This is a genomic window from Streptomyces sp. NPDC046349, assembly GCF_055587885.1.
The window spans coordinates 113,571-140,302 of sequence record NZ_JBVJFK010000013.1 but is presented as its reverse complement, the minus strand read 5'-3'; the positions used below and the strand labels follow the sequence as shown (position 1 = coordinate 140,302).

The window sequence follows — 26,732 nt, the reverse complement described above, 5'->3', positions numbered from 1 at the left end:
TGCAGCACCCCCACGACGCCTTCGCACCTTCGGCCACCGGGCCGCGACGCGGCGGGCACACCGCTTCGTGAACGGCGTATGGCAGTCGTGTGTCGTGCCGCGGCGTGCCCTTCACCCGGGCCGGGGACCGCGCCTACGGTCGTACCCGAAGCGCCACCACGACCGTGTGCCCGAGTGGCCCAGGGGCCGGACTGCAAATCCGGTGACGCGGGTTCGAATCCCGCCACGGTCTCTACGACGGAGGATCCGCCCGGTTCCAGTCCATCCGGGACCAGGGCAGGGCCAGCCCGTCCCGGCCGGTGACCTGCCGGGGGGCCAGCGAGTCGATGGGGACGGCCTCGCGGTGCCGGGCGTACACGGTGTCCACGTAGCGGTGTCCGGTGTCGGCGGCGATGAAGAGCACCGTGCGCTGCGGGGACCGGGCGCGCTCCCAGCGGGCCGCGAGGTAGCCCGCCCCGGTGGACAGTCCGGCGAACACCGCGTGCCGGCGCAGCAGGTCGACACCGCCGGCCAGGGCGGCGTCGAACGAGATCCAGTGGAGCGTGTCGTACGACGCGTGCCGGACGTTCCCGAAGGGGATGGAGCTGCCGATGCCAGCGATGATGATCTCGGGGTCGGCGACGTGCTCCGCACCGAAGGTGACGCTGCCGAAGGGCTGTACGCCGACCAGCTCGGTCCCGGGGGCCTCCTGGCGCAGGTAGTGGGCGAGGGCTCCGGTGGACGCGCCCGAGCCGACCCCGCCGACGACGGTGAGCTCCTGGCCCTCCGTGGACGTGCGGACCAGGTCGGCCACGGCCCGGTAGCCCAGGTAGTGGACGTCGTCGTGGTACTGCCGCATCCAGTGGTATCCGGGGTGCTCGGCCAGGATCTCGTGGACGCGCTCGACGCGCCGCTTCTGGTCCAGCTTCAGGTCGCTGCAGGGCTCCATCTGCTCCAGCGTCGCCCCGAGGACGGCCAGTTGGGTGCGCAGGGTGTGGTCGACCGTCGTCGAGCCGACGATGTGGCACCGCATGCCGTGCCGGTGGCAGGCCAGGGCGAGCGCGTACGCGTAGATCCCGCTGGAGCTGTCCAGCAGGGTGTCGCCGGGCCGCACCGCTCCCGTGTCGAGCAGGTGGCGGACCGCGGCGAGCGCGGAGACCACCTTCATCGTCTCAAAGCGCAGGCAGACGAGCCGGTCGTCGAGGCGTATCAGGTCCGGTCGGCCGATGGCCTCCGCGATGTGCTGGTCCACTCGGGGACTCCTTGGGCGTCGGGAACTTCGGGCAGTTCGGGAAGGTCGTGAAGGTGCGGGTGAAGGGAATGCCGTCGCTCTCCAGAGCCCGTACGCAGCCGCGGACCCGGTGGCGCAGCCCCGGAGCGGCCGGGTCCAGCAGCAGCCCGGCCACCGAGCCGCTGTGCGCGATCTGGACGCCGACCGCCCCGAGCCGCCGCGCGATGCCGACGAGCGTGTCGAACTCCGCTCGGGGCAGCAGGCGTTGCCCGCGCCGGGCGCTGGCCGTCGCCACCCGGCCGAGCAGCGCGGCATCGGCCGTGGCCACGGCCCGCCGCAGCAGCGACCGCAGCCGCTCGTAAGCGCGCACGTCGTGGTCGTCGTGGGCCGGGGCCGGGAGGGAGAGCGTGTCCACGGGCGCGCCCCCGCCCAGCGCGCAGCCCACGACGACGAGGGGAGGCAGGCGGCGGCCGAGCACCTCCAGCACCCGCCCCTCGCGCTGGGCGAAGAGCACCGGGCGGGCGTCGAGCATCAGCGGGTCGCAGGCCAGCTCGGCGCGGACCGCGAGCCGGGCGACGGCAGTGGGCGGGAGCCGCATGCCGTAGGAGTCCGCGACCGCACGGACCACGGCGATGACGTCACTGGTGGAGCTGCCCATGCCCAGGCCCACCGGGATGTCGCCGCAGATCAGCAGCTCCCCGCCGCAGGGCGGCTCGCCGCACCGCCGGGCGCACTCCTCGACGGCCAGGGCCGCCGCACGGGCGGCCTTCGTACGGTCTGCGGGCCGTACGGTGAGCCGTTCCGGCGGGGTGCCGGCCCGCCGGGTGAACTCGGCCCTGCTGCCCGGGCCGTCCATCGGCAGGGTGACCAGGCCGGCGCACCGGCGCCCGGCGGAGTCGAGGAAGACACCCTGGAGGATCTCGCCGTGGTGGCAGGAGGCGCGGCCGGTGCCGCGTCGGTCGGCGCCGGGGCGGTCGGCGCCGGGGGAGTCCCGCCGGGCCGCCGGCATCATGCCGGGCCCGCAGTCCGGTAGCGGTACAGCACGGTCGGGTCGGCACTGAACTGGGAGAAGGGGAAGGGCTCCGCGGACAGGGCGGTCACTCCGGAGCCGAGGAAGGCGCGGGCCACGGCGCTGCCGCTCTGCGCGTACACGACGAGCGGGATCCCCCGTGTGCGGCAGCGGTCGAGGATGGTGTCGAAGGAGCCGTTGCTGAGGGTCATGCCGGTGGCGACGACGGCGTCGGCGCGCTCCAGCACCTCGTGCATGTCGGTGGTGACGGGGTCGCCCCACTGGGTGGCCCTGAGGTTGAAGTCGCAGGGCAGCGGTTCGCCGCCGCGTTCGCGGATCGCCGCGACCAGCGGGTTCACCACGCCGATGAGGCCGACCGCGGCGCCGCGGTCGATGTCCAGCAGCCCGGCGATGGCCGCGTCGCGGGCCCGGGCGCGCACCTCGGGGGTGCCGGCGGGCAGGGTGACAGCCTCCGCCCCTGCGTCGCGGTGCGGGCGCCGCTGGGCCAGGTAGGCGTCGAGGGCGGCGATCCGCAGCGGGCGCGGCGCCTCGCGCAGCAGGACGTCGAGCGGAGCGCCCGAGGAGTCGCGGCAGACGGCCGGGTCGATCTCGCCGGCCTCGAAGGCACAGCCCCCGAAGGAGTCGCCGAGCCTGACCAGGACGTACTGGTTGAGGTAGGTGGTGTCGCCGCCGGCCAGCCGGGTGCCGTGGTGGATCCAGAACACGCTGGTCGCCACCAGAGCGGAGGGCAGCGGGCCGTGCCCGCCGGCCAGTACGGCCTCGATCAGGGTGTCGACGCCGGCCGCCGGGGCGGTCGGAGCCGGAGCCGGAACAGGAGCCGGATCCGGGGTCTGGGACCGGGACTCGGACGGGGACGGGGACGGGGACCGGGTCGTCATGGGGTTCCTTGTCGGAGAGGGGGTCGGAAAGGGGATCCGGGCGCGGTGCCGCGGAGTGGCCCGCGGTAGGTGACCGCGGGCCGGCCGAGGGAGTCGGCGGACAGTTCGGCGTCCACCTCGAAGATCCGGGCGAGGTTCTCGGGGGTCAGGACGTCGGCGGGGGTGCCGGAGGCGACCAGTTCGCCCTCGTGCATGAGCAGCAGCCGGTCGCAGTGGCGGGCGGCCAGGGTGAGGTCGTGCAGGGCGACGAGGACCGTCTGGTCGGCGTCGGCGAGGAGCGCCATCAGCTCCAACTGGTGTTTGACGTCGAGGTGGTTGGTGGGTTCGTCGAGGAGCAGGCCGTACGGCTGCTGGGCGAAGGCGCGGGCGATGTGGGCCCGTTGCCGCTCGCCGCCGGACAGGTTCTGCCAGGGGCGCTCGGCGAGTGCGGTGAGGCCGACGCGTTCGAGCGCGGCGGCGACGACGGCCCGGTCGTGGGCGCCCGGCCCGCGCCAGCGGTCGCGGAAGGGGGTCCGGCCCAGTCCGACGACGTCGGCGACGCGCAGGTCGGTGTCGAGGCCGGAGTCCTGCGCGACGAAGGCGACCCGGCGGGCGATCGCACGTGCGCTCAAGTCCCGCACGGGCACGCCGTCGTAGCGCACCGAGCCCGCGTCGGGCACGCGCAGGCCGGCCAGGCAGCGCAGCAGCGAGGACTTGCCCGAGCCGTTGGGGCCGAGCAGCCCGACGGTCTCGCCCGGGGCGATGTCCAGGCCGACCCCGCGGACGACGGGCGTGCCCGACGCCGACCAGCCCAGCCCTTCGGCGGTGATCCTCACAGCTCCCCCCTCCTGCGCAGGACGAGCAGGAAGAGCGGGACCCCGAACAGCGCGGTGATCACGCCGACGGGTACCTCCCGGGGTGCGAAGGCCACCCGCGCCAGGGCGTCGGTCCACACCAGGAACACCGCGCCCGCGAGCGCCGCGTGGGGCAGCAGCACCCGGTGCAGCGGCCCGGCCAGGAAGCGCACCCCGTGCGGGACGATCAGCCCGACGAAGCCGATGGCACCGACGGTGGCCACCGCGACCGACGTCAGCACGGCCGTCACCACGAGCAGCAGCATCCGGGTGCGCCGTACGCCGATCCCCAGGGAGGCGGCGGTGTCCGCGCCGAAGGCGAGTCCGTCGAGGGCGTTCGCGCACAGCCAGGCCGCGGCCAGCCCGAGGGGTGTGACGACCGCGCAGACAGCCACCGCGTCCCAGCGGGCCGGGGCCATCGAGCCCAGCAGCCAGTGGGTGACGGCGCGCGTTGTGTCGGCGTCGGCCGAGGCCATCAGGGCGAGCGAGGTCAGAGCGGTGAACAGCTGGCCGACGACCACGCCGGTCAGCACGATGCGGACCGAGTCCAGTCCCGTGCGGCGCAGTAGGAGCAGCAGGCCGGCGAAGGCGAGCAGCGCTCCGGCGAGCGCGCCGCCGGTGATCCCGAGGGTGCCTGCGCCCACGCCGAGGACGACCACGGCGACCGCGCCCGCCCCGGCGCCCGAGGAGACCCCGAGCAGGTACGGGTCGGCGAGCGCGTTGCGCGTGACGGCTTGGAGGACCGTGCCGCAGACCGCGAGCGCGGCGCCGACCAGGGCGGCCATCAGGACCCGCGGCAGCCGCAGGTCCCAGACGAGCGAGTCCAGCAGCGGCGGCAGCGGTTCGGTGTCCAGCCCGAGCCGCCCCCCGAGCACCCGGGCCAGGTCGGTCCACCCCACCTCGGCGGTGCCGACACCGGTGGCGGCCGCCACCGAAGCGGCCAGGACGAGCGCCATGGCGAGGAGGAGGCCCGTACGCCCGGGTCCGCCGTACCGGGAGGACGGAGGCAGCGCCGGCGCGGAGGCGGCGGGCATCGGCGTGCGGGCCGAGGGGTGCAGCAGGTCGACGGACGGACCCGGCTCCGGGGCCGGCTCCGGGTCCGCCGCGCCCACCGCCGGTCCCGCCCGCCCGCCCACGTCAGCGGACATACCCGAGGTCCTTCATCCCGGCCGCCAGCAGGCCCAGCGCGTGCACGGAGCGCACGGAGGGGTCCAGCTCGATGCCGGGCACCTCGACGATCCTGTTCTCGCGCACCGCCGCCAGTCGGGAGACCACCGGGTCCTCGGCCATCGCCTTGCGCTTCTCGGCAGCGCTGTCACCGGGGCGGCCGCGTTCGGAGAGGTCGCCGATCACGATGAAGTCCGGGTTGCGCCGGGCGACTTCCTCCCAGGACACCTCCGGCCAGTCCTCCTCGACGTCGTCGAAGGCGTTCTTCGCGCCCACGATCCGGCTCATCTCGCTGGGCAGCCCGGTCCGGCCCGCGACGTACGGCATGCGGTTGAAGACGGAGTAGAGGTAGACGACGGTGGGCTGCTTGCCGTCCCGGGCCGTCCCGGCGGCGTTCTCGCCGGCCTTGGCGACGGCGGCGCGCTGTTCCCGGGCGAGTGCGGCGGCCCGTTCCTCGGCGCCGAAGACCTTGCCGAGCGCTTCGTAGTCGGAGAAGAGCAGTTCGAAGGGGGACTTCCCGGCCTCGTTCTGCTGGGGGCAGTCCACGGCGCTGACGAAGGCGGGGACCCCCAGCGCGCCCAGTTCCTCCCGGGTGCCCGCCCGGTCCTTGGTGTAGAGGTCGGTGGAGCCGGCCACCACGAAGTCGGGCGTGGCGGAACGCAGTTGCTCAGCCGTGGCGATCTTGGGGGCGATCACCGGGACCTTCGCATACGCCTCCTGGTACTGCGCGGGGATCTTCGTCTTGAGGTTGGCGGTCCCGGCCATCCGGTCCTGGAGGCCCAGTTCCAGCAGGGTCTCGGTCGAGGTCTGGTCCAGGGCGACCGTGCGCTTCGGAGGTCCGTCGAAGGCGAGTCGGCTGCCGCAGCTGGTGACGGCCGTCGTGGTGGCGGGAGCGCCCTGCGCGTTGCGGTCCTTGCTGCGGTCGGTGGTCGAGCAGCCTGCGGCGACGGCCGCGGATGCGAGAACGAGGGTCAGGGCGAGGCCGGTTCGGGCGCGGTGGCGCATGGGTTCTCCGTCTGGGGCGTGGATGTGGGTGTGGTCGTGCACCGGGCAGAAGTGCCGCGTTCACACAGTACTGTAATGGTTATCGTTTTCATTAATGGAATGAGGAGCACCACATCGTGGCGACCACACCTGCCCCCACGGAGCCCAGGAACCGTCCACCGCAGACGCGTTCTGTCCTGCGCGACGCCGCCTTCCTGCGCCTGTGGGCCGGCACCACCGCCTCCGGCCTCGCTACCTGGGCCCTGCCGTTCGTCCTGGGCCTCGCGGTCCTGCAGCGGGAACTGGGCGCGGCCGGCCTCGGGCTCGTCCTCGCGGCGCGCACCGCCGGCTTCCTCGCCGCCGTGGCCGTCGGCGGGGTGCTGGCCGACCGCCATTCCCGCCGGGCCGTCGTCCTCTGGTCCGCCCTCGCGGCCGCGGCCGCCGCACCCCTCCTCGCCGTAGGACTCGGCCGCTCCCTTCTGCTGATGACGGCGGCCGCCGCCCTCGCCGGCGCCGGCCAGGGAGCCTGCCGCCCCGCCTTCCAGGCGCTCACGGCCGAGGTCGTCGACGCCGATCGCAGGCAGCAGGCCAACGCCGCGACGACCCTGGCGGTACGCGCCTCCACGCTGGCCGGGCCCGCCCTGACGGCGTTGCTCGCCGCCTTCACGAACGTCGCGACCCTGCTGCTCGGAATCGGCCTGCTCTGGCTGGTCGCCGCCCTCCTGCCGGGCCGGGGTGCCGCGGCCGCCGCGTCCGGCTCGCCCCGGCCGCAGCGCGCCTCCCTGCGCGCCGAGTTCGTCGACGGCATACGCGAGGCGCGCCGCCACCCCTGGTTCCTCGCCGGACTGGGGGCGCTGACCGCCGTGATCGCGCTCGGCTACTCCGCCACCAGCGTCGCCCTGCCTCTGATCAGCCGCGACCGCTACGACACCGAGTGGGTGCTGGCCGCCGCCATGACCGCCTACACCGTGGGCGCGCTCGGCGGGGCCCTGATCACCGCCCGCTTCCGGCCGCGCTCCCAGGGCTGGGCCGCCTTCGCGGGCCTGGCCGCCTACGGCTTCGCGCCGCTGAGCCTGGTGTTCCCGGTGCACCCGGCCGTGGTCGTCGGCGCCTACGCGGTCGCCGGCATCGGGATCGAGCTGTTCAACGTGCCCTGGTTCACCTCCACCCAGCGCGAGGTCGCCCCGGACAAGCTCGCCCGGGTCTCCTCACTGGACTTCCTCGTGTCCTACGGCCTGGCCCCGGCGGGCCTGGCGCTCATCGCCCCGGCCGTCCAGGCCTTCGGGGCCGCCCCCGTCCTCGGCGTGTGCGCCGCCGCCTGCTTCCTCGTCCCGGCGGCGGCCGCGCTGGTGCCCACGGCCCGGCACTTCGGGCGGCCGCCGGCGCGGCCCGCCGGCTGAATCCCGCCGGCCGAGTCCGGCCGCGGCGGCCCTCAGGGCCGTGAGCGTACGAGCGCGAACACCGCCCCCTCCGGGTCCGCGACCGTGGCCTGCCGCCCGCGCATGCCCTCCCGGGGCGGCTCGACGACGCGTCCGCCGAGCTCCTCGACCCGCCTCGCCGCCGCGTCGGTGTCCTCCACCTCGAAGTAGGCCAGCCAGTGCGGCCCCCGGTCGTGCGGCAGCGAACGGCCCACGCCGTGCACGGCGGCGACGGGCCGCCCCGCCAGGTTCAGGGTGACGTGGTCGAAGTCGTCCGAGGCGGTGACGTCGGTCTGCGCCTCGTGGCCGAATACGTGCTCGTAGAACTTGCCGACCGCCGAGGTGTCCTGGGTGATCAGCTCGTGCCAGACCGGGGTGCCCGGACCGCCGTGCGGCCGGGCGCCCCGGCGGGCCTGCGCCTGCCACAGCCCGAAGACCGCTCCCAGCGGATCCGAGCAGATCGCCACCCGCCCCGCGACGCCGGCGTCCAGCGGCCCCACCGCGACCGTCCCGCCGCACGCCCGGACCGACTCGGCGGTCGCGTCCGCGTCGTCCGTGGCCAGGTACGTCGTCCACGCCATCGGAAGGTGGCCGTCCGGCGGCATCTCGCCGATCCCCGCCACCTCCTGGCCGTCCAGCACGGCACGGACGTACGGCCCGAGCTGTTCGGGCCCGGGGACGTACTCCCAGCCGAACAGGTCGGCGTAGAAGTCCTCGGTGCTCCCGAGACCGTGCACCATGAGACTCACCCAGCACGGCGTGCCGGGGGTGCGCCGGGTCGCTTCCGCTGCCTCGGTCATGTCAGCCGTCTCCTCCGTCGTGCCGTCACCGGTGCCTGATGGTTCCACTCCGGCGGACGCGGCGCGTCCCGACCGCGCCGCATTCCGGTGGCCCGGAGCGGAGTTGACCGGATCAGGGTGCACCGCCGATGACGGCCCTGTTACACGGGTGCCGGGCGGGGAGGAAGATGACCGCCATGACTGCGAAAACTGCGATCCTCTCCGCCGCCGAACTGCGGAACGAACTGGCGGGCGCCACGCCGCCGGTCCTGCTGGACGTCCGGTGGCAGCTGGGCGGCCCCGACCAGCGGCCCGCTTACGAGGCCGGGCACCTGCCGGGCGCCGCCTACGTCGACCTCGACAGCGAACTGGCAGGTCCGGCCGGGTCGGGCGGACGCCACCCGCTGCCTGACCCGGAGGCCTTCGGCGCGGCGATGCGCAGGGCCGGGGTCCCGGCGCACGCCCCCGTCGTCGTGTACGACGGCGGGCAGGGCTGGGCGGCGGCCCGCGCGTGGTGGCTGTTGCGCTGGACGGGTCACCCGAACGTGCGAGTCCTGGACGGCGGCCTGGCGGCGTGGACGGCCGCGGGAGGCGTGCTCACGGCCGAACGGGTGATTCCGGCTGAGGGTGATTTCAAGCCAACCCCTGGGGCGCTCGGGCTGCTCGACGCGGACGCGGCGGCGCGGCGGGCGCGCGAGGGCGTCCTCCTGGACGCCCGGGCGGGGGAGAGGTACCGCGGTGAGGTCGAGCCGATCGACCCGGTGGGCGGCCACATCCCCGGCGCGCTGTCGGCCCCGACCACCGAGAACGTCGGCCCCGACGGCCGCTTCCTGTCGCCGGAGGCGCTGCGGGCCCGGTTCGAGGCGCTCGGCGCGTCGGAGGGGACTCCGGTGGGCGTGTACTGCGGCTCGGGGGTCTCGGCAGCCCATGAGGTGCTCGCCCTGGAAGTGGCCGGTATCGAGTCCGACCTCTACGCGGGCAGCTGGTCGCACTGGTGCGCGGACCCGGCCCGCCCGGTGGCCACGGGTCCGGAACCCCAGTAGCCGCAGCGGCGGGGCCGGCGCGCTCGCCGGCCCCACCGGGACGCCAGGCCCGCCGCCATCGGGTGTCGGCGGGAGCTACTCCTGCTTCTTGCGGCGGGTGCCGAAGACGATCTCGTCCCAGCTCGGCACCGCCGCACGGCGCCCGGGGCGGACCCCGTCGGCCTCGGCCTGCCGGTCGGTGGTGCCCGTCAGCCGGTCACGGTGGCCCGCCACCGTGCGGGGCATCAGGACATCGGCGTACGCGGCGCCCGCACCCGCCGACGCGGCGGGCGCCGGCGGCTCCTCCGCCTCCGGTTCGGTGTCCGTGGGCTCGGTGCGCTCCGGGACGACCATGTCGCCGCGGAAGCTCGGCACCGCCTCCAGCAGGCTGGTCAGCGTGTCCCGCTCCTCCTCCGGCTCCGGTACGGGAGCCGGCCGGGGTTCGGCCCGCTCCAGCTGCCGGTCCAGGGCGCGGTCCAGCGGCCGGTCGCGCGGCAGGCGCGCGATCCTCGGCACGAAGGGGAAGCTCGGCTCCGGCGCCGCCGGCAGGTCCTCGGACTCGCCGATGAGCGAGCGGGCCTCGTCGTCCACGGCCACGACCAGCCGGCGCGGCGGGTCGTAGGTCCAGCTCGCCGAGTGCGGCTCGCTTGCGACCCGGTACACCAGGAGGACCTCCCAGGTGCCGTCGTCGCGGCGCCACGAGTCCCACTGGACGGAGTCCTTCTCGGCCCCGCGCAGGGTCAGGCGTTCCTGCACGGCCTCGCCGAGCTGCGGCCCGGTGTTCTCGCCGGGGCGGCGCACCGGGGTCTTGCGGGCGCGCTCGGCCATGAAGGCACGCTCGGCGAGCACGGGGCCCTCGAAGCGGCGGACGCGGTCGACGGGGATGCCGGCGAGCTGGGCGACCTCCTCCGCGGAGGCACCGGCTCGTATGCGGGCCTGGATGTCGCGGGGGCGGAGGTGGCTCTCGACCTCGATCTCGATCTGGTTCAGGCGCGCACGGTCGTTGCGTACGGCAGCCCGAAGCCGCTCATCGATCGGAAGCGTGTACTCCGTACTGTCCGCAGCCTTGAGCACCAGTCGTGTGCCGTCATTGGAGACGGCCACGACACGCAGTTCGGGCATGGGGACCTCCCGGGTGGTGCCTGCCGACGTCACGTGCGTCGCTGCTTCCGCTAGTCGAGTGTGGCCTGCCCGGGTGCAGCCTGCCACAACCTTGCCGAGTTAAACCGGCGTGTCGGGCATGCGCCCTTGATCGCCGTTATGGCACGGTTACCTGTTGGGTACGCACAGTGACTGAGTGGTTACTGTGCGCAGCAGGATCCGTGCAATGCCGCGGCATCACCGGTCTTCGAGTGCCGCATTCCGTCAGCCGGCCCCCTCTCCCGGATCCGGACATCCGAAAGGAAGGACAGACCCAGGGCTCGCCACAGTACTCCATTCGGGCCACCTGGGTGGACCGCCGCGCCGCCGAAGTTTCCTCGGACGGCGGGAGTCGGCGTGCCCGCTGTCGGGTCCCACCTGCGTCCGGCTGTCGAACCCGGGTGTCATGCTTCACAGAATCACCCGAAACGGAACTATCCCCTTCGCTCGGCTGTCAGTACCTGCTGAAAGAGGAGAAGCACGAGAGGTCGGGCACACAGGGGATGGCGATGGGTCAGAAGACGACGCGTGACGTCGGGGCCGAACGGGAGGAGAAGAAGCTCGACCTGAGCGTGGCACAGGTCGCCGGATCCTCCCTCGCCACCGTCGCGGCCGCCCTGCTCGCCTCGAAGATGGGCGTCTACGGGACCATCCTCGGCGCGGGCGTGGTCAGCGTCGTCGCCACCGCCGGCGGACCGGTCATCCAGCACCTCTTCCGGCGTACCGGCGACCAGCTGCGCGAGAGCGCCCGGCCGAGGGCCCGTCAGGTGCCGCCGTCCCGCGGGGAACGGGCGGCCGAGGCCGCGGTCACCGCAGCGGCGCAGGAGTTCGGCGAGCCGACCGTGCACGGCACCCGGATGCGGGGGTGGAAGCGCACCGCGGTGGCCTCCGGCGCGGCCTTCGCCATCGCCGTCGGAGGTCTCGGCGCCTACGAGGCGATGGCGGGCACCTCCGTCAGCAGCGGCGGCGGCACGCTCTTCTCCGGCGGAACCCGCACGGCGGGCGAGAAGCGGCCCGCCCCGTCCGAACGGGCTCCGGCCGACGGGGGGAAGGAGCGACGCGGCGGCGCCCGCGACCCCGGCCCGGGCGGCTCCCCGGTCCCCTCCCGTCCGGACGGCGGCCGCAGCCCGGGCGCGGACCCGGGCCCGTCGCGCTCCGGGGAGCCGGCGCCCGGCCCCTCGGAGCCGACGCACGGGCCGGCGCCGACACCCACGCCCCCGGCGCCGGACCCGGCCCCGACACCGGGCGGCGGCGCCGCACCGTCCGCAGGGCCGAGCTCCTCCTGACCCGGGGGTCTAAGCCCCCAGGGCGCGCCGCAGGTAGTCGTTGCCGAAGACCCGGTCGGGGTCGAGGCGGTCCCGCAGCGCGGTGAACTCGCCGAAGCGCGGGTAGATCCGGGAGAAGTACTCCGCGTCCCGCGTGTGCACCTTGCCCCAGTGCGGGCGGCCGCCGTGCGCGGTGAAGATGTGCTCGGCCGCGGTGAAGTAGGCCTGGTAGGGGGTGCCCTTGTACATGTGCACGGCGATGTAGGCGGTGTCGCGCCCGGAGGCCGTGGACAGCGCGATGTCGTCCGCCGGAGCCGTCCGCACCTCCACCGGGAAGCTGATCCGCAGCCGGGAGCGGTCGACCATCGCCCGCAGCTCGCGCAGCGCCTCGACCACGGCCTCGCGCGGGAGGGCGTACTCCATCTCCACGAACCGCACCCGGCGCGGGCTGGTGAACACCTTGTACGGGATGTCCGTGTAGGTACGCGCCGACAGGGCGCGGCTGGCCACGCGGGCTATGGACGGGATGGTGGCCGGGACGGCGCGGCCCAGCGTGTTGACGGCCTGGAAGAGGCCGTTGGAGAGCAGTTCGTCCTCGACCCAGGCGCTCACCGGTCCGGGCGGGGCGGCGGGTCCCTGGCTGCGGTTGTTGCGCTTGGTGTTGCAGTTGCCGGTGTGCGGGAACCAGTAGAACTCGAAGTGCTCGTTCTCCGCGTAGTGCTCCTCGAACTCGGCGGTCACCCGCTCGAAGCCCATGGGCTCCTCACGGGCGGTCAGGAAGAAGAGCGGCTCCACGGCGAAGGTGATCGCGGTGACGATGCCGAGGGCGCCGATGCCGACCCGGGCCGCCGCGAAGACCTCCGGATTCTCCTTCTCGGAACAGGTCAGCAGACCGCCGTCGGCGGTGACCAGTTCCAGGGCGCGGATCTGGGCGGCGATGGAGGCCGAGTCGCGGCCGGTGCCGTGGGTGCCGGTGCTGGTGGCGCCGGAGACCGTCTGCTCCATGATGTCGCCCATGTTGGTGAGCGAGAGGCCCTCGGCCGCCAGGGCCCGGTTCAGATCCCTGAGGGCCGTGCCCGCCGCCACCGTGACGGTGCCCGCGGCGCGGTCGACCGACCGGATCCCCGCCAGGGCCTGCGGGCGGACGAGAACCCCGTCGGTCGCGGCGGCCGCGGTGAAGGAGTGGCCGGTGCCGACCGCCTTCACCCGCAGCCCGTCCTCGGCGGCCCGGCGGACCGCCTCCTGGAGCTCCCCGACCGAGGCCGGGGTCACCACGCGGGTGGGCGTGGCCGTGACGTTGCCCGCCCAGTTACGCCACGCGGTCGCCGTGCTGCCGTTCCGTGCTGTCGCCGTCCCCATCGGTTGCTGGCTCCTCCCCTTGCGCCGGCCTCGTCAGCCGGCGGTATCCCGCGAACGCCACCGCCGCCGCGGCCGCCCCCGCCGAGATGGAGACGACGTACCCGGTCCGCGCGCCGGCCGCGTCGACGACCCAGCCGGTCACGGAGGACCCGAGCGCGATACCGACCGCGAGGCCGGTGCTGATCCAGGTCATGCCCTCGGTCAGCTTCGCGTGTGGTACGTGCGCCTCGATCAGGGCCATCGTGGTGATCATCGTGGGAGCGATGGCGAGGCCCGAGACGAAGAGCGCCACGGCCAGAAACGGAAGGTTCCCGGCCAGTAGGAGGGGGATCATACTCACGGCCATCGCACTGATGCCCACGATCCAGCGAGGTTCGGCCTTGCCCTTGAAGTGCAGCAGGCCGAACACGATCCCCGCCAGGCAGGAGCCGAAGGCCCACACCGCGAGGAGGACGCCGCCGAGGGACTTGCTGCCGTGCTCCTCAGCGAAGGCGAGGGTGGCCACGTCCACGGAGCCGAAGATCGCGCCGGTCGCGACGAAGGTCGCCACGAGTACCTGCAGGCCGGGGGAGCGCAGCGCGGACGAGAGGTCCGAATGCTCGTGGCGCGGATGCGGCTTCGGCTCGGTCGCGGTCAGGGCCGTCAGCCACCAGACACCCGTCACCAGGAAGACGACGGCGACCACCGGGCCGGCCTCGGGGAACCAGCCGGCCGAGAGCGTCGCGGCGAGCGGCGGACCGATGATGAAGCAGAGCTCGTCGACGATCGACTCGAACGAGTAGGCCGTGTGCAGCTGGGGGGTGTCGCGGAAGAGGGCCGTCCAGCGGGCCCGGACCATCGAACCGACGCTGGGCACGCACCCGGCGACGACGGCGAAGACGAAGAGCGTCCAGCTCGGCCAGCCCCGGGCGGCCGCGATCAGCAGGCAGGTCACCGAAGCGGCCGCGATCAGGGTCGCGGGGCGGAGCACCCGGCGCTGTCCGTGCTGGTCGACCAGCCGGGAGACCTGGGGGCCCACAGCCGCGGCGGACAGGGCGATCGTGGCCGTGATCCCGCCCGCCAGGGCGTAGCTGCCGCCCAGCTCGGTGATCATCGTGAGGACACCGATGCCCACCATGGACAGCGGCATCCGGCCTATCAGGCCGGCGGCTGTGAACCCCTTGGTGCCGGGGGTCGCGAATATCGCGCGGTAGGGACTGGGCACGGTGCCCTCCGTAAGGGACTGGATCGGCTCACACAGATTACGTCTGCCGGCGAAGCACACGCACGGGGAAAGCGCCGGACAGGAACTTAGGGTGACCTTACCTGTCGTCCGGTGTGTGGGACGGCGCCGGGTCCGTTACCGGGCGGGGGCGCCGAGTGGCAGGATTCGAGGCATGTCAGACCAGTTCCGTGCTCCCGGCGCCGACTCCGCCGCCCCGTACGACGCACTCCTGCTGCTTTCCTTCGGAGGCCCCGAAGGACCCGACGACGTCGTGCCGTTCCTGGAGAACGTCACGCGCGGTCGCGGCATCCCGCGCGAGCGGCTCAAGGAGGTGGGGCAGCACTACTTCGGCTTCGGCGGGGTCAGCCCGATCAACCGGCAGAACCGCGAGCTGCTCGACGCGCTCCGCAAGGACTTCGCCGGACACGGGCTGGACCTGCCCGTCTACTGGGGCAACCGGAACTGGGCCCCGTACCTGGACGACGTGATGCGCGAGATGGCCGCCGACGGGCGCCGCCGGATCGCGGTCCTCGCCACCAGCGCGTACGCCTCCTACTCGGGCTGCCGGCAATACCGCGAGAACCTCGCCGACGCCCTGGCCGCACTGGAGCGGGACGGTGTGGAGCCGCCGCACGTCGACAAGCTGCGGCACTACTTCAACCACCCCGGCTTCGTGGAGCCCATGATCGACGGCGTGGTGGCCTCGCTCGAGGCCCTGCCCGAGGAGGTGCGCGCCGGAGCGCACCTCGCCTTCACCACGCACTCCATCCCGACGGCCGCCGCCGACACCTCCGGCCCCGTCGAGGACCACACCGGGGGCGGTGAGGGAGGCGCGTACGTCAAGCAGCACCTCGACGTCGCCCGGGTGATCGCCGACGAGGTCGCGGTGCGGACCGGCGTCGCCCGCCCCTGGCAGCTCGTCTACCAGTCCCGCAGCGGCGCCCCGCACATCCCGTGGCTGGAGCCGGACATCTGCGACCACCTGGAGGCCCTGCACGCCGAGGGCGCCCCCGCCGTGGTCATGGTCCCCATCGGCTTCGTCTCCGACCACATGGAAGTCCTGTACGACCTGGACACCGAGGCCACCGCCAAGGCCGCCGAGCTGGGCCTGCCCGTCGCGCGCTCCGCGACCGTCGGCGCCGACCCGCGCTTCGCCGAGGCCGTGCGGGAGCTCGTCCTGGAGCGGGCCGCCAAGGAGCGCGGCGAGCCGGCCGAGGAGTGCTGGGTGGGCATGCTGGGACAGAGCCACGACCGGTGCGCGGTGGGCTGCTGCCCGGCGCGGGCCCCGCGGCCGGCCGCCGCGGGCGCGGACAGCCCGTACGAGCGGGAACGAGGAGCGCAAGCGTGATCCCCGAAGAGCTGAAGGCCGAACTGCTGGACGTCGGCATGGAGGCCGCCCGGCAGGCCGGCGCCCTGCTGCGGGACGGCCGGCCGGCCGATCTGGCGGTGGCGGCCACGAAGACCAGCCCGATCGACGTGGTGACCGAGATGGACATCGCGGCCGAGAAGCTGATCACCGGCATCCTCGCCGAGCGGCGGCCCGAGGACGGGCTGCTGGGCGAGGAGGGAGCGGACACCCCCGGGACGAGCGGGGTGCGGTGGGTCGTCGATCCGCTGGACGGCACCGTGAACTACCTCTACGGGCTCCCGAGCTGGGGCGTGTCCATCGCCGCCGAGTACGGGGGCGAGACCGTGGTGGGCGTCGTGGCCGCACCGATGCGCGGCGAGGTCTACCACGCGGTGCTCGGCGCAGGCGCCTGGCTGGGTACGACACGCCTCGCCTGCCGTCCGGCGGCCCCGCTGGACCAGGCGCTCGTCGGGACCGGCTTCGCCTACGTCCAGACCCGGCGGGCGCACCAGGCCGACGTGGCGCAGCGGATCATCCCGCTGGTGCGGGACATCCGGCGGGGCGGCTCGGCGGCCCTGGACCTGTGCGACGTGGCCGCGGGGCGCCTGGACGGCTACTACGAGCGCGGCCTGAACCCCTGGGACCTGGCCGCCGGTGACCTGATCGCCCGCGAGGCGGGGGCCGTGACCGGCGGCCGCCCCGGGGAGCCGGCCTCGGGCGAGCTGGCGCTGGCCGCAACCCCGGCCGTGTTCGCCTCGCTCCAGCCGCTGCTGGAAGAGGCCGGGGCCTGGCACGACTGAGCGCGGCGGTGGACGCACGTGGACCCCGGCCGCCCCTTCGGGCGGCCGGGGTCCACGTCGTCCTCGAGTCGGCGCTCGGCCGCCGGTCAGCAGGCGGGCACGGCGGCCGTGACCGGAACGCCGTGCTCGGCGGCCAAGCGCTGGAGGTCTTCCAGCTCCGCCTGTTCCACTTCCGCGAGGAAGTCGTCGCCCGTCTCGCGGGCGTGCCTGAGGTCCGACTGCGTGGCCCTGATGCGCTGCAGGAGACCCGCGGTGAATGCGTCCATGATGGGTTCGCCCCCTCTTCGTGGGTCGGCGGCGGCACGTGGCAATACCGCCGTCAGGGAGTGGATGGGGTGTTCTCACGTCCTCCCCGGCACCCTGGGCGCAGAAACCTCTCGAGGCGAAGGAATCCTCACTTCCGCCCCGCGGGCCCCTCCATGACCCGTCTTACAGCCGGTTTACGGCTGAAACGGGCAGGATGTACGACGCAATACACGTGTGCCCTTCTGGGCTCGGAGGAAGGAAACGACGTGCGCGTACTCGTCGTCGAGGACGAGCAGCTGCTCGCCGATGCGGTGGCCACCGGCCTGCGCCGGGAGGCCATGGCCGTGGACGTCGTGTACGACGGCGCCGCCGCCCTGGAGCGGGTCGGTGTGAACGACTACGACGTGGTCGTGCTCGACCGGGACCTCCCCCTCGTGCACGGTGACGACGTGTGCCGGAAGATCGTCGAGCTCGGCATGCCGACCCGCGTGCTGATGCTGACCGCCTCCGGTGACGTGAGCGACCGCGTGGAGGGCCTTGAGCTGGGGGCGGACGACTACTTGCCCAAGCCCTTCGCCTTCACCGAGCTGACCGCCCGCGTGCGGGCGCTCGGCCGGCGCACCACCGTCGCGCTGCCGCCCGTACTGGAGCGGGCCGGGATCAAGCTCGACCCGAACCGGCGCGAGGTGTTCCGCGAGGGCAAGGAGGTGCAGCTGGCCCCGAAGGAGTTCGCGGTGCTGGAGGTCCTCATGCGCAGCGAGGGGACCGTGGTCTCCGCCGAGCAGCTGCTGGAGAAGGCCTGGGACGAGAACACCGACCCGTTCACCAACGTGGTGCGCGTGACGGTGATGACCCTGCGCCGCAAGCTGGGAGAGCCGCCCGTCATCGTGACGGTGCCCGGCTCCGGATACCGGATCTGACCACGTGGCGACCACTCCGGCGCCACCGACGGCGCCCCCGAAACCGACCTGGGACCCCGGTCAGCCCGAGGGTCCCTTCCCGTGGCTGAGGCCGACCATCCGGATACGCCTCACGCTGCTCTACGGCGGGATGTTCCTGATTGCGGGCATCCTGCTGCTGTCGATCATCTACCTGCTGGCGGCGCAGGCACTGCGGCAGGGCAACGCCATGACGTTCCAGATCGTCGGCGGGCAGAACGTCCAGGTCGCCAGCACCGCCTGTCCCGGTGTGGGTATCGGCCAGTCGTACGACCAGTTCAACGCGGCGATCAGCAAGTGCGCCCTCGAACAGCGCAGGCACGCCCTGGACGACCTGCTGAGCCGCTCGCTGATGGCCCTGCTGGGGCTGAGCATCATCGCCTTCGCCTTCGGCTACGCGATGGCCGGCCGGGTGCTCTCGCCGCTGGGCAAGATCACCCGTACCGCCCGGCGGGTGGTCGGCTCCGACCTGACGCGGCGGATCGAGCTGGACGGGCCGGACGACGAGCTCAAGGAGCTCGCCGACACCTTCGACGAGATGCTCGACCGGCTGGAGCGGGCCTTCACGGCCCAGCAGCGGTTCGTCGCCAACGCCTCGCACGAGCTGCGGACGCCGCTGGCGATCAACCGGACCCTGCTGGAGGTGCACCTGTCCGATCCGGGTGCCCCGGTGGAGCTCCAGCAGCTCGGGAAGACCCTGCTCGCCACCAACGAGCGCAGCGAGCAGCTGGTCGAGGGGCTGCTGCTGCTGGCCCGCAGCGAGAACCAGAGGGTCGAGCGCAAGCCCGTGGACCTGGCGGAGGTCGCCTCGCGCGCCGTCGACCAGGTGCGGGGCGAGGCCGAGGCCAAGGGCGTGGAGATCCGCGGCGAGCGCGAGCCGGCCGTCGTGCAGGGTAACGGCGTCCTGCTGGAGCGGATCGCCCTCAACCTGGTGCAGAACGCCGTCCGGTACAACGTGGCGGAGGACGGCTGGGTGGAGGTCACCACCGAGGCCCAGCACGGCCAGGCGGTGCTTCTGGTGTCGAACACGGGTCCCGTGGTTCCCGCGTACGAGGTGGACAACCTCTTCGAGCCGTTCAGGCGGCTGCGTACGGAGCGCACGGGCAGTGACAAGGGTGTCGGACTGGGTCTGTCGATCGCGCGTTCCGTGGCGCGCGCACACGGCGGCAGGATCCAGGCGATGCCCCGGGAGGGCGGTGGCCTCGTGATGCGTGTCACTCTGCCTTTGTGAGACCCCCCACCCCGTGTTCGCTTTTGGCTGAATACTTGGCCTCTGAATCCATTCGCCCCTGTGTGATCGATCACAGTCGGCGGTGGCGGGCCCTGTGCGTTCGGTGACTTCAGGGCGGCCGGAACGCCCGGGAAGTCCGGGTTTCCGGCCCCCCGAATGGCGGGAAATACACGGGGTGGCGTTTGTGCAAGACGGCGCCCGGACCGTGTACGGTCCCGGTCGTCATCCCAGCCGATCGCCCCTCCAGGCGGGCGGCTGGGTGTCGATTGAGTAACAGACCTTGATGTGAGGCAAAATCTCCGCCTCAGGTCGGGCACAAGTCCGGCCTCTCGTGCGTTACGTGCGCTGAGACACCGCTAACACCCAGAGGGGGAGAGCGAACAATGGCAACGGACTACGACACCCCGCGCAAGACCGACGACGACGTCGACAACGACAGCATCGAAGAGCTGAAGGCTCGACGCAACGAGAAGTCGTCCTCGTCCGTCGACATGGACGAATTCGACTCGGCCGAGAGCCTGGAGCTTCCCGGCGCGGACCTTTCCAACGAGGAGCTGGCCGTTCGAGTCCTGCCCAAGCAGGCCGACGAGTTCACCTGCATGAGCTGCTTCCTGGTGCACCACCGCAGCCAGCTGGCACGTGAGAAGAACGGTCAGCCGATCTGTCGCGACTGCGACTGAGAGGCGTAGGCCGTGGCTGGCTCGACACCCTTTCGGAGGCGCCCCTTCCGAAAGCAGGGTGATCCGGCGGAGACGCAGGTGGCGACCACGGACCCGGAGACGGGTCCCGAAGCCCCCGGCGGCTCCGCCAGTGCGGCACTCGCCGTTCCCTCCGGCACCGCCCCGGCGGCGTCGGCGGCGGAGCCCGGCGAGGGAGCCCGGCGCGGTGCCGGGAGCCGTCGGCTGCAAGCCGTCAAGAACGGTGTGCGCAGGGGCGGCGAAGGCGTGCGCGGCGCCGCCCTCTACGTCACCGACAGGATCATCGAGAACGCACCGCGCGTTCCGGTCCGGGACCTCGCGACGCTGCGCGCGCAGTTCCCCGGCCTCGGCCCCGACCAACTCGCCGACAAGCTGATCGCGGGCGCCGCCGCGGCCTCGGCGACCGTCGGCGCCGGTATCGGCGCGGCCGCCATGCTGCCCGTGCCGCCCGCGATGCCCGCCGAACTCGCCGCGGAGATCACCGGCGTCGCGGCGATCGAACTGAAGCTCATCGCCGAACTCCACGAGGTCTACGGCCAGCGGCCGCACGGAAACCTCAAGGAGCGCACGTTCGCCTACCTGACCGCGTGGACGGAGGAGCGAGGCGTCGACCTCACCAAACCCACCACGCTGAACGCCGCGCTCGGCGGGCAGATGAAGCGCGAACTGCGCCAGCAGATCTTGAAGCGGATGATCCGCAGCCTGCCGAACCTCATGCCGTTCATGGTGGGCGCGGCGGTCGGAGCGGTCATGAACCGCCGCGACACCCGCAAACTCGCCGAGAAGGTCCGTGGAGACCTGCGCAGGCAGGCGGTGGCCTGGGAGGCCCTGCGCGCCCTGCCGCCCCTGGAACGGCCCCTGGAGCCCCTTCCCGAGGCCACCAGGGCCGCCCTGGAAGGGTGGGGCTCGGCTCCGTAGGGCTGAGGTCGTCCGCACGGGCTCCGCGGGCCCGCGGGCCGGCCCCTGCGCCTGCGGGCCGGCAACCCCCTTGCGTTCGAACAGGTTTGATCACGGCTGCGCAGTGCGGTCGACCGGCGCGACACGACCTGCCGGGCACCCCGGCCACCGCCATGGCACATCGCACGCGTCCCACTGCGGCGGCCGACGGCGGCGCGGGCCCTCGCCGGACGCGCCCTAGCCGCGCGCCGCGCGCAGGGCCGAGACCAGGGCCTGCGGCTCGCGGGTGGAGACGTAGACGTACGGGGTCGGGTCGGCGGGGTCGGTGACCTCGATGCGGACCGCCGTCGGCACATAGCTGCGCATCAGCATGAAGGCCCGGGTGTCCGCCTTGTACGTGCGCCAGGCGCGAGCCTCCTCCGCGTCCAGGATCTCGGGCTCGCCCAGCGCCGACACCGGGATCCGCGCGTCGCCCGCGGCCAGCGCGCCGTTCACCACGCGCACGCGCGCGGAGCCGTACGAGCTCACCACCAGCCCGGCCAGCGCGGTGCCGCCGACGAGGCCCGCCAGCAGCGGCAGGGTGCCCAGGGGCAGCAGCATCAGGGCGCCCGCGAGGCCGGTCATGACGGCGATGCCCCACCAGGAGCGGGGGGCGGTCAGGCGTTCGTCGTGGTGCGCGGTGGAAAGCTGCATGTGCTCAAGCCTGCCACGAGGCGACCGGCGGGTAGCCGCGCGGGTAAGGTCTGCGGCTGTGAGTGGACGAAACACAGCGTTGACGCCCCCGGCCGGTGCCGCGGCACCGGTCCGGCATCCCGACGCGCCGGCACCCGGCGAGCTCCTCGGTGCCCACTACGAGCACTGTTTCGGCTGCGGCGGGGGCCAGCCGCACGGACTCCACCTGGAGGCCCGGGCCGGCGAGGGCGTGCGCATCACCGCCGAGTTCACCGTCAGGCCCGCCCACCAGGGCGCGCCCGGGCTCGCCCACGGCGGCGTGCTCGCCACCGCACTCGACGAGACGCTGGGCTCCCTGAACTGGCTGCTGCGCGTGATCGCCGTGACCGGACGGCTGGAGACGGACTTCGTGCGGCCGGTGCCCGTGGACACCGTGCTGTACCTGGAGGCCGAGGTCACGGCCGTCGCCGGCCGGAAGATCTACTGCACGGCCGTGGGCCGGATAGGCGGCCCGGAGGGCCCGGTCGCGGTCCGCGCCGACGCGCTCTTCATCGAAGTGAAGGTCGACCACTTCATCGACAACGGACGACCCGAGGAGATCCAGGCGGCCATGGCCGACCCGGACCAGGTCAGGCGCGCACGCGCCTTCGAGGTGAACCCCTGATGTCCCTGAACGACAACGCATCCCGCCATGCCGTGGACGTGCTGATTCGCCGCGTCGACCCGGAGGTTCCCATTCCGGCGTATGGGCACCCCGGCGACGCCGGCTGCGATCTGGTCACCACCGAGGCCGCCGTACTGGAGCCCGGCGAGCGCGCGGTGCTGCCCACCGGAGTCTCGATCGCCCTGCCCGACGGGTATGCGGCCTTCGTTCACCCGCGTTCGGGTCTGGCCGCACGCTGCGGGCTCGCGCTCGTGAATGCCCCGGGGACGGTGGATGCCGGGTACCGTGGAGAGATCAAGGTGATCGTGGTCAATCTCGACCCTCGCGAGAGCGTCCGGTTCGAGCGTTTCGACCGCATTGCCCAGCTGGTTGTCCAGCGGGTCGAGAAGGTGCGCTTCCACGAGGTGGCGGAACTTCCCGGCTCGGCCCGGGCCGAGGGGGGCTTCGGCTCCACCGGCGGGCATGCGGCCGTGGCCGGATCCGGGGCTGGTCAGCAGGGTGGGAATGGCTACGCTTCGGTCGTAACCGACCGGGAAGGACAGTGACGTGTTCGGACGTCGCAAGAAGAACGACTCCGCCAAGGACGGCGGCGCGGCCGAGCAGGTCGTAGACGGCGTCGCCGCCGCTGAGCAGGACGACGCGGGCGAGCCGGACGGCGCTGCCGCGCCGCGCCGGATCAACCTGCCCCCGGCCCCGCGGCCGGACGGCCCCTGGGACGTCTCCGAAGTGCTCGGGAACCCGGCCGACGGCCGGGTCGACCTGGGTGGCATCTTCGTGCCCGGTGTCGACGGCATGGAACTGCGCGTCGAGGTCGCCGGGGACGCCATCGTGGCCGCCACCGTGGTGCTCGGCGACAGCGCCGTGCAGCTGCAGGCCTTCGCCGCGCCCAAGAAGGAAGGCATCTGGGGCGAGGTCCGCGACGAGATCGCCGCGGGGATCACGCAGCAGGGCGGCATCATCGACGAGGTCCAGGGGTCGCTGGGCTGGGAGTTGCGTGCGCAGGTTCCCGTCCCGCTGCCGGACGGGCAGACCGGCGCACAGCTGGTCCGCTTCGTCGGCGTGGACGGCCCGCGCTGGTTCCTGCGGGGCGTCATCTCCGGCCAGGGCGCGGTGCGCCCCGAGTCGGCGGGCGTGCTGGAGCAGATCTTCCGGGACACCGTCGTCGTCCGCGGCGACGGCCCGATGGCCCCGCGCGACCCGATCGTCCTGAAGCTGCCGAACGACGCCCAGATGGTGCCGGACGGCGTGCAGACGGAGGAGCAGGAGGGCTCCCGCTTCGGCGGCGGCATGGGCCAGCTCGAGCGCGGCCCGGAGATCACCGAGGTCCGCTGACCCGCAGACCCCCACGGCCCCCGCGCACAGGGGGCCCGGGGGCGTGTCGTGTTTTCCGGCCGGTGGGTCCCCCCTTCGGGGTGGGGGCCACCGGCTTTCGCGCACCGCGCCGGGCGCTGCGCGGCAGGCATCAGGGATCCGTCAGGGATCGGCCACCGGGCCGGGATCGGTGCGTGCCCGGCCCGGACGTCCCCGAGAATGAGCCCATGGGACGCGGCAAGCTCAGGATCTACCTCGGCGCGGCACCCGGCGTGGGCAAGACCTACGCGATGCTCTCCGAGGGGCACCGCAGGACCGAGCGGGGCGCGGACTGCGTCGTCGGCTTCGTCGAGCACCACGGGCGGCCGCGCACGGAGGTCATGCTGCACGGCCTCGAACAGGTGGAACGCAGGACCCTGACCTACCGCGGCGCCACCTTCACCGAGATGGACGTCGACGCGCTCCTCGCCCGCCGGCCGGCCATGGCGCTCGTGGACGAGCTCGCGCACACCAACGTCCCCGGCTCGCGCAACGCCAAGCGCTGGCAGGACGTGGAGGAGCTGCTGCGGGCCGGCATCGACGTCGTGTCCACCGTCAACATCCAGCACCTGGAGTCCCTCGGGGACGTGGTCGAGGCGATCACCGGGGTGCGGCAGCGGGAGACCGTGCCCGACGAGGTCGTCCGCCGGGCCGACCAGGTCGAGCTGGTCGACATGTCCCCGCAGGCGCTCCGCCGGCGCATGGCGCACGGGAACATATACACGCCCGAGAAGGTCGACGCGGCCCTCTCCAACTACTTCCGGCCGGGCAACCTCACCGCCCTGCGCGAACTCGCGCTGCTGTGGGTGGCCGACCGGGCGGACGAGTACCTCCAGCAGTACCGGGGCGAGCACGGCATCCGCTCGACCTGGCAGGCGCGGGAGCGGATCGTCGTCGGGCTCACCGGCGGGCCCGAGGGGCGCACCCTCATCCGGCGCGCCTCGCGGATGGCGGCAAAGGGCTCGGGCAGCGAGATCCTCGCCGTCTACATCGCCCGCAGCGACGGCCTGACCGCCGCCTCGCCGAAAGAGCTCGCGGTCCAGCGGACGCTGGTCGAGGACGTCGGAGGAACGTTTCACCACGTCATCGGCGACAACATCCCCGACGCCCTGCTCGCCTTCGCGCGCGGGGTCAACGCCACGCAGATCGTGCTCGGCTCGAGCCGCCGCCGCTCCTGGCAGTACGTCTTCGGCCCCGGTGTCGGCGCCAGCGTGGCCCGCGACTCGGGGCCCGACCTCGACGTCCACATCGTCACGCACGAGGAGGTCGCCAAGGGGCGCGGCCTGCCCGTCGCCCGCTCGGCGGCCCGGCTCGGCCGCAACCGGATCGTGGCCGGCTGGGTGGTGGGAACGGTCCTCCCGGTACTGCTGTGCCTGCTGCTCACGCACGTCGACGCCGACCTCGGGCTCGCCAACGACATGCTGCTCTTCCTGGCGCTGACGGTGGCCGCCGCGCTGCTGGGCGGGCTCTGGCCGGCCCTCGCCTCCGCCGCCCTCGGCTCGCTGCTGTTGAACTACTTCTTCGCGCCGCCGCTGCACCGGTTCACGGTGTCCGACCCCCGGAACATCGTCGCCATCACCGTCTTCTTCGGCGTGGCCGTCTCGGTGGCCTCGGTGGTGGACCTGGCGGCCCGCCGCACCCACCAGGCCGCCCGGCTGCGCGCCGAGTCCGAGATCCTCTCCTTCCTCGCCGGGAGCGTGCTGCGGGGGGAGACCACGCTGGACGCGCTGCTGGAGCGGGTGCGCGAGACCTTCGCCATGGAGTCGGTGGCCCTGCTGGAGCGGGCCGACGACCTGGAGCCGTGGAAACCGGCCGGCAGCGTCGGCCCCGCCCCGGCCGCCCGGCCCGAGGACGCCGATGTGGACATGCCCATAGGCGACCACATGGCGCTGGCCCTGTCCGGGCGGGTCCTGCCCGCCGAGGACCGCCGGGTGCTCGGCGCCTTCGCCGCCCAGGCGGCCGTGGTCCTGGACCGCCAGCGGCTGGTCGGTGAGGCCGAGGAGGCCCGCCGGCAGTCCGAGGGCAACCGGATCCGGACCGCCCTGCTGGCCGCCGTCAGCCACGACCTGCGGACGCCGCTCGCCTCCATCAAGGCCTCCGTGACCTCACTGCGCTCCGACGACGTGGACTGGTCCGAGGAGGACCGCGCCGTGCTCCTGGAGGGCATCGAGGACGGCGCCGACCGCCTCGACCACCTCGTGGGCAACCTGCTGGACATGTCGCGGCTGCAGACCGGGACCGTCACCCCGCTGATCCGGGAGATCGACCTCGACGAGGTGGTCCCGATGGCGCTGGGCGGCGTACCGGAGGACAGCGTGCTGCTGGACGTCCCCGAGTCGCTGCCGATGGTGGCGGTGGACCCCGGGCTGCTGGAGCGGGCCGTGGCCAACGTCGTGGAGAACGCCGTCAAGTACAGCCCGGCCGGCGAACCGGTACTGGTGGCGGCCAGCTGCCTCGACGACCGGGTCGAGGTGCGGGTCGTCGACCGCGGGCCGGGAGTTCCCGACGAGGCCAAGGACCGGATCTTCGCCCCCTTCCAGCGGTACGGTGACGCCCCGCGCGGCGCCGGAGTGGGCCTCGGCCTGGCCGTCGCCCGCGGCTTCACCGAGTCCATGGACGGCACGCTCGCGGCGGAGGACACCCCCGGCGGCGGGCTGACCATGGTGCTGACCCTGCGCGCGGTGCCCCGCGGCCCCGAATCGGCGCATGGCACCGTGGACGCCGGACACGGCGGCGGACGCGACGGGGGAGAGACCCCCGGGCACGGCGGGGGAGACGCCCCCGGGCACGGCGGGGGAGACGCCCCCAAAGCCCCCGGCGCGGACCGCGCCGGTACGGGCCGCCCACTCGAAACCGGTCACGACCGTGACCGGAGGACGCGACAGAAGGCAGGACCTCAATGACCCGGGTGCTCGTGGTGGACGACGAGCCGCAGATCGTCCGAGCCCTCGTGATCAACCTGAAGGCACGCAAGTACGAGGTGGACGCCGCCGCCGACGGCGCGAGCGCACTGGAGCTCGCGGCGGCCCGCCACCCCGACGTGGTCGTCCTCGACCTCGGCCTGCCGGACATGGACGGGGTGGAGGTGATCAAAGGGCTGCGCGGCTGGACCCGTGTGCCGATCCTGGTCCTCTCCGCCCGGCACAGCTCCGACGAGAAGGTCGAGGCCCTGGACGCGGGCGCCGACGACTACGTCACCAAGCCCTTCGGCATGGACGAGCTGCTGGCCAGGCTGCGGGCCGCAGTCCGCCGCGCCGAACCCTCCCCCGGGGCCGGCGAGGACGAGGTGGTCGTGGCCACCGAGAACTTCACGGTGGACCTGGCAGCCAAGAAGGCGGTCCGCGAGGGGCGCGACGTACGGCTGACCCCCACCGAGTGGCACCTGCTGGAGGTGCTGGTCCGCAACGGCGGCAAACTGGTCAGCCAGAAGCAGCTGCTCCAGGAGGTCTGGGGGCCCTCGTACGGCACCGAGACGAACTACCTGCGGGTCTACATGGCCCAGTTGCGGCGCAAGCTGGAGGCGAACCCCTCGCACCCGCGGCACTTCATCACCGAACCGGGCATGGGATACCGCTTCGAGAGGTAGTGGGCGCGCCGGT

At 73.4% G+C, this 26,732-nt stretch carries 25 protein-coding genes, 1 tRNA gene and 1 pseudogene; 15 read left to right on the top strand and 12 right to left on the bottom strand.

Translation table 11 applies throughout. The features are described from left to right. The first annotated feature begins 160 nt into the window (after window positions 1–160). Window positions 161–232, top strand: a tRNA-Cys gene (locus tag ACZ6JS_RS28430). Here ACZ6JS_RS28430 and ACZ6JS_RS28425 read toward each other — a convergent pair. The 6 genes and pseudogenes from ACZ6JS_RS28425 to ACZ6JS_RS28400 form a co-directional block, all read right to left on the bottom strand. After that, window positions 233–1,231 carry a pyridoxal-phosphate dependent enzyme gene (locus ACZ6JS_RS28425; RefSeq protein ID WP_469302082.1) on the bottom strand — a complete coding sequence of 333 codons (999 nt, stop codon included), beginning with the start codon at window positions 1,229–1,231 and terminating at the stop codon, window positions 233–235. Continuing rightward, window positions 1,152–2,222 carry a GHMP family kinase ATP-binding protein gene (locus tag ACZ6JS_RS28420; RefSeq protein ID WP_469302081.1) on the bottom strand — a complete coding sequence of 357 codons (1,071 nt, stop codon included), beginning with the start codon at window positions 2,220–2,222 and terminating at the stop codon, window positions 1,152–1,154. The genes ACZ6JS_RS28425 and ACZ6JS_RS28420 overlap by 80 nt, the downstream gene beginning before the upstream one ends. Continuing rightward, complete coding sequence (locus ACZ6JS_RS28415; protein WP_469302079.1) at window positions 2,219–3,118, bottom strand: Rossmann-like domain-containing protein; 900 nt, start codon at window positions 3,116–3,118, stop codon at window positions 2,219–2,221. The genes ACZ6JS_RS28420 and ACZ6JS_RS28415 overlap by 4 nt, the downstream gene beginning before the upstream one ends. Beyond that, window positions 3,115–3,867 (bottom strand): annotated as a pseudogene (locus ACZ6JS_RS28410) (ABC transporter ATP-binding protein); the annotation flags it as partial. The pseudogene ACZ6JS_RS28410 and the gene ACZ6JS_RS28415, both read right to left, overlap by 4 nt. A 62-nt stretch (window positions 3,868–3,929) precedes the next feature. Then, window positions 3,930–5,099 (bottom strand): FecCD family ABC transporter permease, encoded by a 1,170-nt coding sequence (locus tag ACZ6JS_RS28405; protein WP_469302077.1) that lies wholly within the window; start codon window positions 5,097–5,099, stop codon window positions 3,930–3,932. Next, on the bottom strand, window positions 5,089–6,123 hold the full coding sequence (locus ACZ6JS_RS28400) for an ABC transporter substrate-binding protein (RefSeq protein WP_469302075.1): 1,035 nt from the start codon (window positions 6,121–6,123) through the stop codon (window positions 5,089–5,091). Before ACZ6JS_RS28400 ends, ACZ6JS_RS28405 begins: the two co-directional genes overlap by 11 nt. A 116-nt stretch (window positions 6,124–6,239) precedes the next feature. Between ACZ6JS_RS28400 and ACZ6JS_RS28395 the strand changes: the two genes are divergently transcribed. After that, window positions 6,240–7,502 (top strand): MFS transporter, encoded by a 1,263-nt coding sequence (locus tag ACZ6JS_RS28395; RefSeq protein WP_469302074.1) that lies wholly within the window; start codon window positions 6,240–6,242, stop codon window positions 7,500–7,502. A 32-nt stretch (window positions 7,503–7,534) separates the two neighbouring features. Here ACZ6JS_RS28395 and ACZ6JS_RS28390 read toward each other — a convergent pair whose 3' ends face one another. Next, on the bottom strand, window positions 7,535–8,320 hold the full coding sequence (locus ACZ6JS_RS28390) for a VOC family protein (protein ID WP_469302072.1): 786 nt from the start codon (window positions 8,318–8,320) through the stop codon (window positions 7,535–7,537). Between the two features lie 176 nt (window positions 8,321–8,496). On the opposite strand from ACZ6JS_RS28390, the gene ACZ6JS_RS28385 reads away from it, so the two are divergent. Beyond that, window positions 8,497–9,342: a sulfurtransferase gene (locus ACZ6JS_RS28385; RefSeq protein WP_469302070.1), complete on the top strand. Its 846-nt coding sequence runs from the start codon at window positions 8,497–8,499 to the stop codon at window positions 9,340–9,342. A gap of 75 nt (window positions 9,343–9,417) precedes the next feature. Here the strand turns inward: ACZ6JS_RS28385 and sepH are convergent, their stop codons facing one another. Continuing rightward, the gene (sepH, locus tag ACZ6JS_RS28380) at window positions 9,418–10,443 is read right to left on the bottom strand and encodes a septation protein SepH (protein WP_469302068.1); all 1,026 of its coding nucleotides are present in this window, start codon (window positions 10,441–10,443) and stop codon (window positions 9,418–9,420) included. A gap of 527 nt (window positions 10,444–10,970) precedes the next feature. Here sepH and ACZ6JS_RS28375 point away from each other — a divergent pair. Continuing rightward, on the top strand, window positions 10,971–11,747 hold the full coding sequence (locus ACZ6JS_RS28375) for a hypothetical protein (RefSeq protein WP_469302066.1): 777 nt from the start codon (window positions 10,971–10,973) through the stop codon (window positions 11,745–11,747). A gap of 9 nt (window positions 11,748–11,756) precedes the next feature. On the opposite strand, the gene ACZ6JS_RS28370 is transcribed toward ACZ6JS_RS28375, so the two are convergent. Together ACZ6JS_RS28370 and ACZ6JS_RS28365 are read right to left on the bottom strand one after the other, a co-directional pair. Beyond that, entirely contained in the window at window positions 11,757–13,085 is a 1,329-nt protein-coding gene (locus ACZ6JS_RS28370) for a D-arabinono-1,4-lactone oxidase (RefSeq protein ID WP_469302065.1), read from the bottom strand. Continuing rightward, on the bottom strand, window positions 13,036–14,289 hold the full coding sequence (locus ACZ6JS_RS28365) for an MFS transporter (protein WP_469302063.1): 1,254 nt from the start codon (window positions 14,287–14,289) through the stop codon (window positions 13,036–13,038). The genes ACZ6JS_RS28370 and ACZ6JS_RS28365 overlap by 50 nt, the downstream gene beginning before the upstream one ends. 172 nt (window positions 14,290–14,461) lie before the next feature. Here ACZ6JS_RS28365 and ACZ6JS_RS28360 point away from each other — a divergent pair, with 172 nt between their 5' ends. Next, entirely contained in the window at window positions 14,462–15,637 is a 1,176-nt protein-coding gene (locus ACZ6JS_RS28360) for a ferrochelatase (RefSeq protein WP_469302062.1), read from the top strand. Continuing rightward, entirely contained in the window at window positions 15,634–16,437 is an 804-nt protein-coding gene (locus ACZ6JS_RS28355) for an inositol monophosphatase family protein (RefSeq protein ID WP_469302060.1), read from the top strand. The genes ACZ6JS_RS28360 and ACZ6JS_RS28355 overlap by 4 nt, the downstream gene beginning before the upstream one ends. An 86-nt stretch (window positions 16,438–16,523) precedes the next feature. Here ACZ6JS_RS28355 and ACZ6JS_RS28350 read toward each other — a convergent pair whose 3' ends face one another. Then, complete coding sequence (locus ACZ6JS_RS28350; RefSeq protein WP_031146582.1) at window positions 16,524–16,703, bottom strand: hypothetical protein; 180 nt, start codon at window positions 16,701–16,703, stop codon at window positions 16,524–16,526. A gap of 246 nt (window positions 16,704–16,949) precedes the next feature. Here ACZ6JS_RS28350 and ACZ6JS_RS28345 point away from each other — a divergent pair, with 246 nt between their 5' ends. The 4 genes from ACZ6JS_RS28345 (at window position 16,950) to ACZ6JS_RS28330 (ending at window position 20,468) form a co-directional block, all read left to right on the top strand. Next, window positions 16,950–17,603: a response regulator transcription factor gene (locus ACZ6JS_RS28345; protein WP_030008767.1), complete on the top strand. Its 654-nt coding sequence runs from the start codon at window positions 16,950–16,952 to the stop codon at window positions 17,601–17,603. A gap of 4 nt (window positions 17,604–17,607) precedes the next feature. Further along, a complete protein-coding gene (locus ACZ6JS_RS28340; protein ID WP_469302058.1) occupies window positions 17,608–18,852 on the top strand; it encodes a sensor histidine kinase in 1,245 nt (414 codons plus the stop codon). Between the two features lie 383 nt (window positions 18,853–19,235). Beyond that, a complete protein-coding gene (locus tag ACZ6JS_RS28335) occupies window positions 19,236–19,532 on the top strand; it encodes a DUF4193 domain-containing protein (RefSeq protein ID WP_030036261.1) in 297 nt (98 codons plus the stop codon). Window positions 19,533–19,544: 12 nt separating this feature from the next. After that, the gene (locus tag ACZ6JS_RS28330; protein WP_469302057.1) at window positions 19,545–20,468 is read left to right on the top strand and encodes a hypothetical protein; all 924 of its coding nucleotides are present in this window, start codon (window positions 19,545–19,547) and stop codon (window positions 20,466–20,468) included. A gap of 216 nt (window positions 20,469–20,684) precedes the next feature. Here the strand turns inward: ACZ6JS_RS28330 and ACZ6JS_RS28325 are convergent, their stop codons facing one another. Beyond that, window positions 20,685–21,140 (bottom strand): DUF3093 domain-containing protein, encoded by a 456-nt coding sequence (locus tag ACZ6JS_RS28325; RefSeq protein WP_469302056.1) that lies wholly within the window; start codon window positions 21,138–21,140, stop codon window positions 20,685–20,687. 58 nt (window positions 21,141–21,198) lie between these two features. On the opposite strand from ACZ6JS_RS28325, the gene ACZ6JS_RS28320 reads away from it, so the two are divergent. The 5 genes from ACZ6JS_RS28320 to ACZ6JS_RS28300 all read left to right on the top strand — a co-directional run bounded on the left by ACZ6JS_RS28320 (window position 21,199) and on the right by ACZ6JS_RS28300 (window position 26,719). Further along, window positions 21,199–21,783: a PaaI family thioesterase gene (locus ACZ6JS_RS28320; protein WP_469302054.1), complete on the top strand. Its 585-nt coding sequence runs from the start codon at window positions 21,199–21,201 to the stop codon at window positions 21,781–21,783. Beyond that, a complete protein-coding gene (dut, locus tag ACZ6JS_RS28315; protein ID WP_469302051.1) occupies window positions 21,783–22,328 on the top strand; it encodes a dUTP diphosphatase in 546 nt (181 codons plus the stop codon). Before ACZ6JS_RS28320 ends, dut begins: the two co-directional genes overlap by 1 nt. Window position 22,329: 1 nt before the next feature. Further along, window positions 22,330–23,115, top strand: a complete 786-nt coding sequence (locus ACZ6JS_RS28310) for a DUF3710 domain-containing protein (RefSeq protein ID WP_469302050.1) — start codon at window positions 22,330–22,332, stop codon at window positions 23,113–23,115. Window positions 23,116–23,321: 206 nt separating this feature from the next. Beyond that, entirely contained in the window at window positions 23,322–26,036 is a 2,715-nt protein-coding gene (locus ACZ6JS_RS28305; protein ID WP_469302048.1) for a DUF4118 domain-containing protein, read from the top strand. After that, window positions 26,033–26,719 (top strand): response regulator, encoded by a 687-nt coding sequence (locus ACZ6JS_RS28300; RefSeq protein WP_469302047.1) that lies wholly within the window; start codon window positions 26,033–26,035, stop codon window positions 26,717–26,719. The genes ACZ6JS_RS28305 and ACZ6JS_RS28300 overlap by 4 nt, the downstream gene beginning before the upstream one ends. Window positions 26,720–26,732: the final 13 nt, after the last annotated feature.

What these genes read in the sequence shown, in the direction of transcription:
- ACZ6JS_RS28420 (WP_469302081.1), bottom strand. Translation starts at nt 2,222, where the DNA reads ATGATGCCGGCGGCCCGGCGGGACTCCCCCGGCGCCGACCGCCCCGGC.
- ACZ6JS_RS28415 (WP_469302079.1), bottom strand. Translation starts at nt 3,118, where the DNA reads ATGACGACCCGGTCCCCGTCCCCGTCCCCGTCCGAGTCCCGGTCCCAG.
- ACZ6JS_RS28405 (WP_469302077.1), bottom strand. Translation starts at nt 5,099, where the DNA reads ATGTCCGCTGACGTGGGCGGGCGGGCGGGACCGGCGGTGGGCGCGGCG.
- ACZ6JS_RS28400 (WP_469302075.1), bottom strand. Translation starts at nt 6,123, where the DNA reads ATGCGCCACCGCGCCCGAACCGGCCTCGCCCTGACCCTCGTTCTCGCA.
- ACZ6JS_RS28390 (WP_469302072.1), bottom strand. Translation starts at nt 8,320, where the DNA reads ATGACCGAGGCAGCGGAAGCGACCCGGCGCACCCCCGGCACGCCGTGC.
- ACZ6JS_RS28385 (WP_469302070.1), top strand. Translation starts at nt 8,497, where the DNA reads ATGACTGCGAAAACTGCGATCCTCTCCGCCGCCGAACTGCGGAACGAA.
- sepH (WP_469302068.1), bottom strand. Translation starts at nt 10,443, where the DNA reads ATGCCCGAACTGCGTGTCGTGGCCGTCTCCAATGACGGCACACGACTG.
- ACZ6JS_RS28375 (WP_469302066.1), top strand. Translation starts at nt 10,971, where the DNA reads ATGGGTCAGAAGACGACGCGTGACGTCGGGGCCGAACGGGAGGAGAAG.
- ACZ6JS_RS28370 (WP_469302065.1), bottom strand. Translation starts at nt 13,085, where the DNA reads ATGGGGACGGCGACAGCACGGAACGGCAGCACGGCGACCGCGTGGCGT.
- ACZ6JS_RS28360 (WP_469302062.1), top strand. Translation starts at nt 14,462, where the DNA reads ATGTCAGACCAGTTCCGTGCTCCCGGCGCCGACTCCGCCGCCCCGTAC.
- ACZ6JS_RS28350 (WP_031146582.1), bottom strand. Translation starts at nt 16,703, where the DNA reads ATGGACGCATTCACCGCGGGTCTCCTGCAGCGCATCAGGGCCACGCAG.
- ACZ6JS_RS28335 (WP_030036261.1), top strand. Translation starts at nt 19,236, where the DNA reads ATGGCAACGGACTACGACACCCCGCGCAAGACCGACGACGACGTCGAC.
- ACZ6JS_RS28325 (WP_469302056.1), bottom strand. Translation starts at nt 21,140, where the DNA reads ATGCAGCTTTCCACCGCGCACCACGACGAACGCCTGACCGCCCCCCGC.
- dut (WP_469302051.1), top strand. Translation starts at nt 21,783, where the DNA reads ATGTCCCTGAACGACAACGCATCCCGCCATGCCGTGGACGTGCTGATT.
- ACZ6JS_RS28305 (WP_469302048.1), top strand. Translation starts at nt 23,322, where the DNA reads ATGGGACGCGGCAAGCTCAGGATCTACCTCGGCGCGGCACCCGGCGTG.
- ACZ6JS_RS28300 (WP_469302047.1), top strand. Translation starts at nt 26,033, where the DNA reads ATGACCCGGGTGCTCGTGGTGGACGACGAGCCGCAGATCGTCCGAGCC.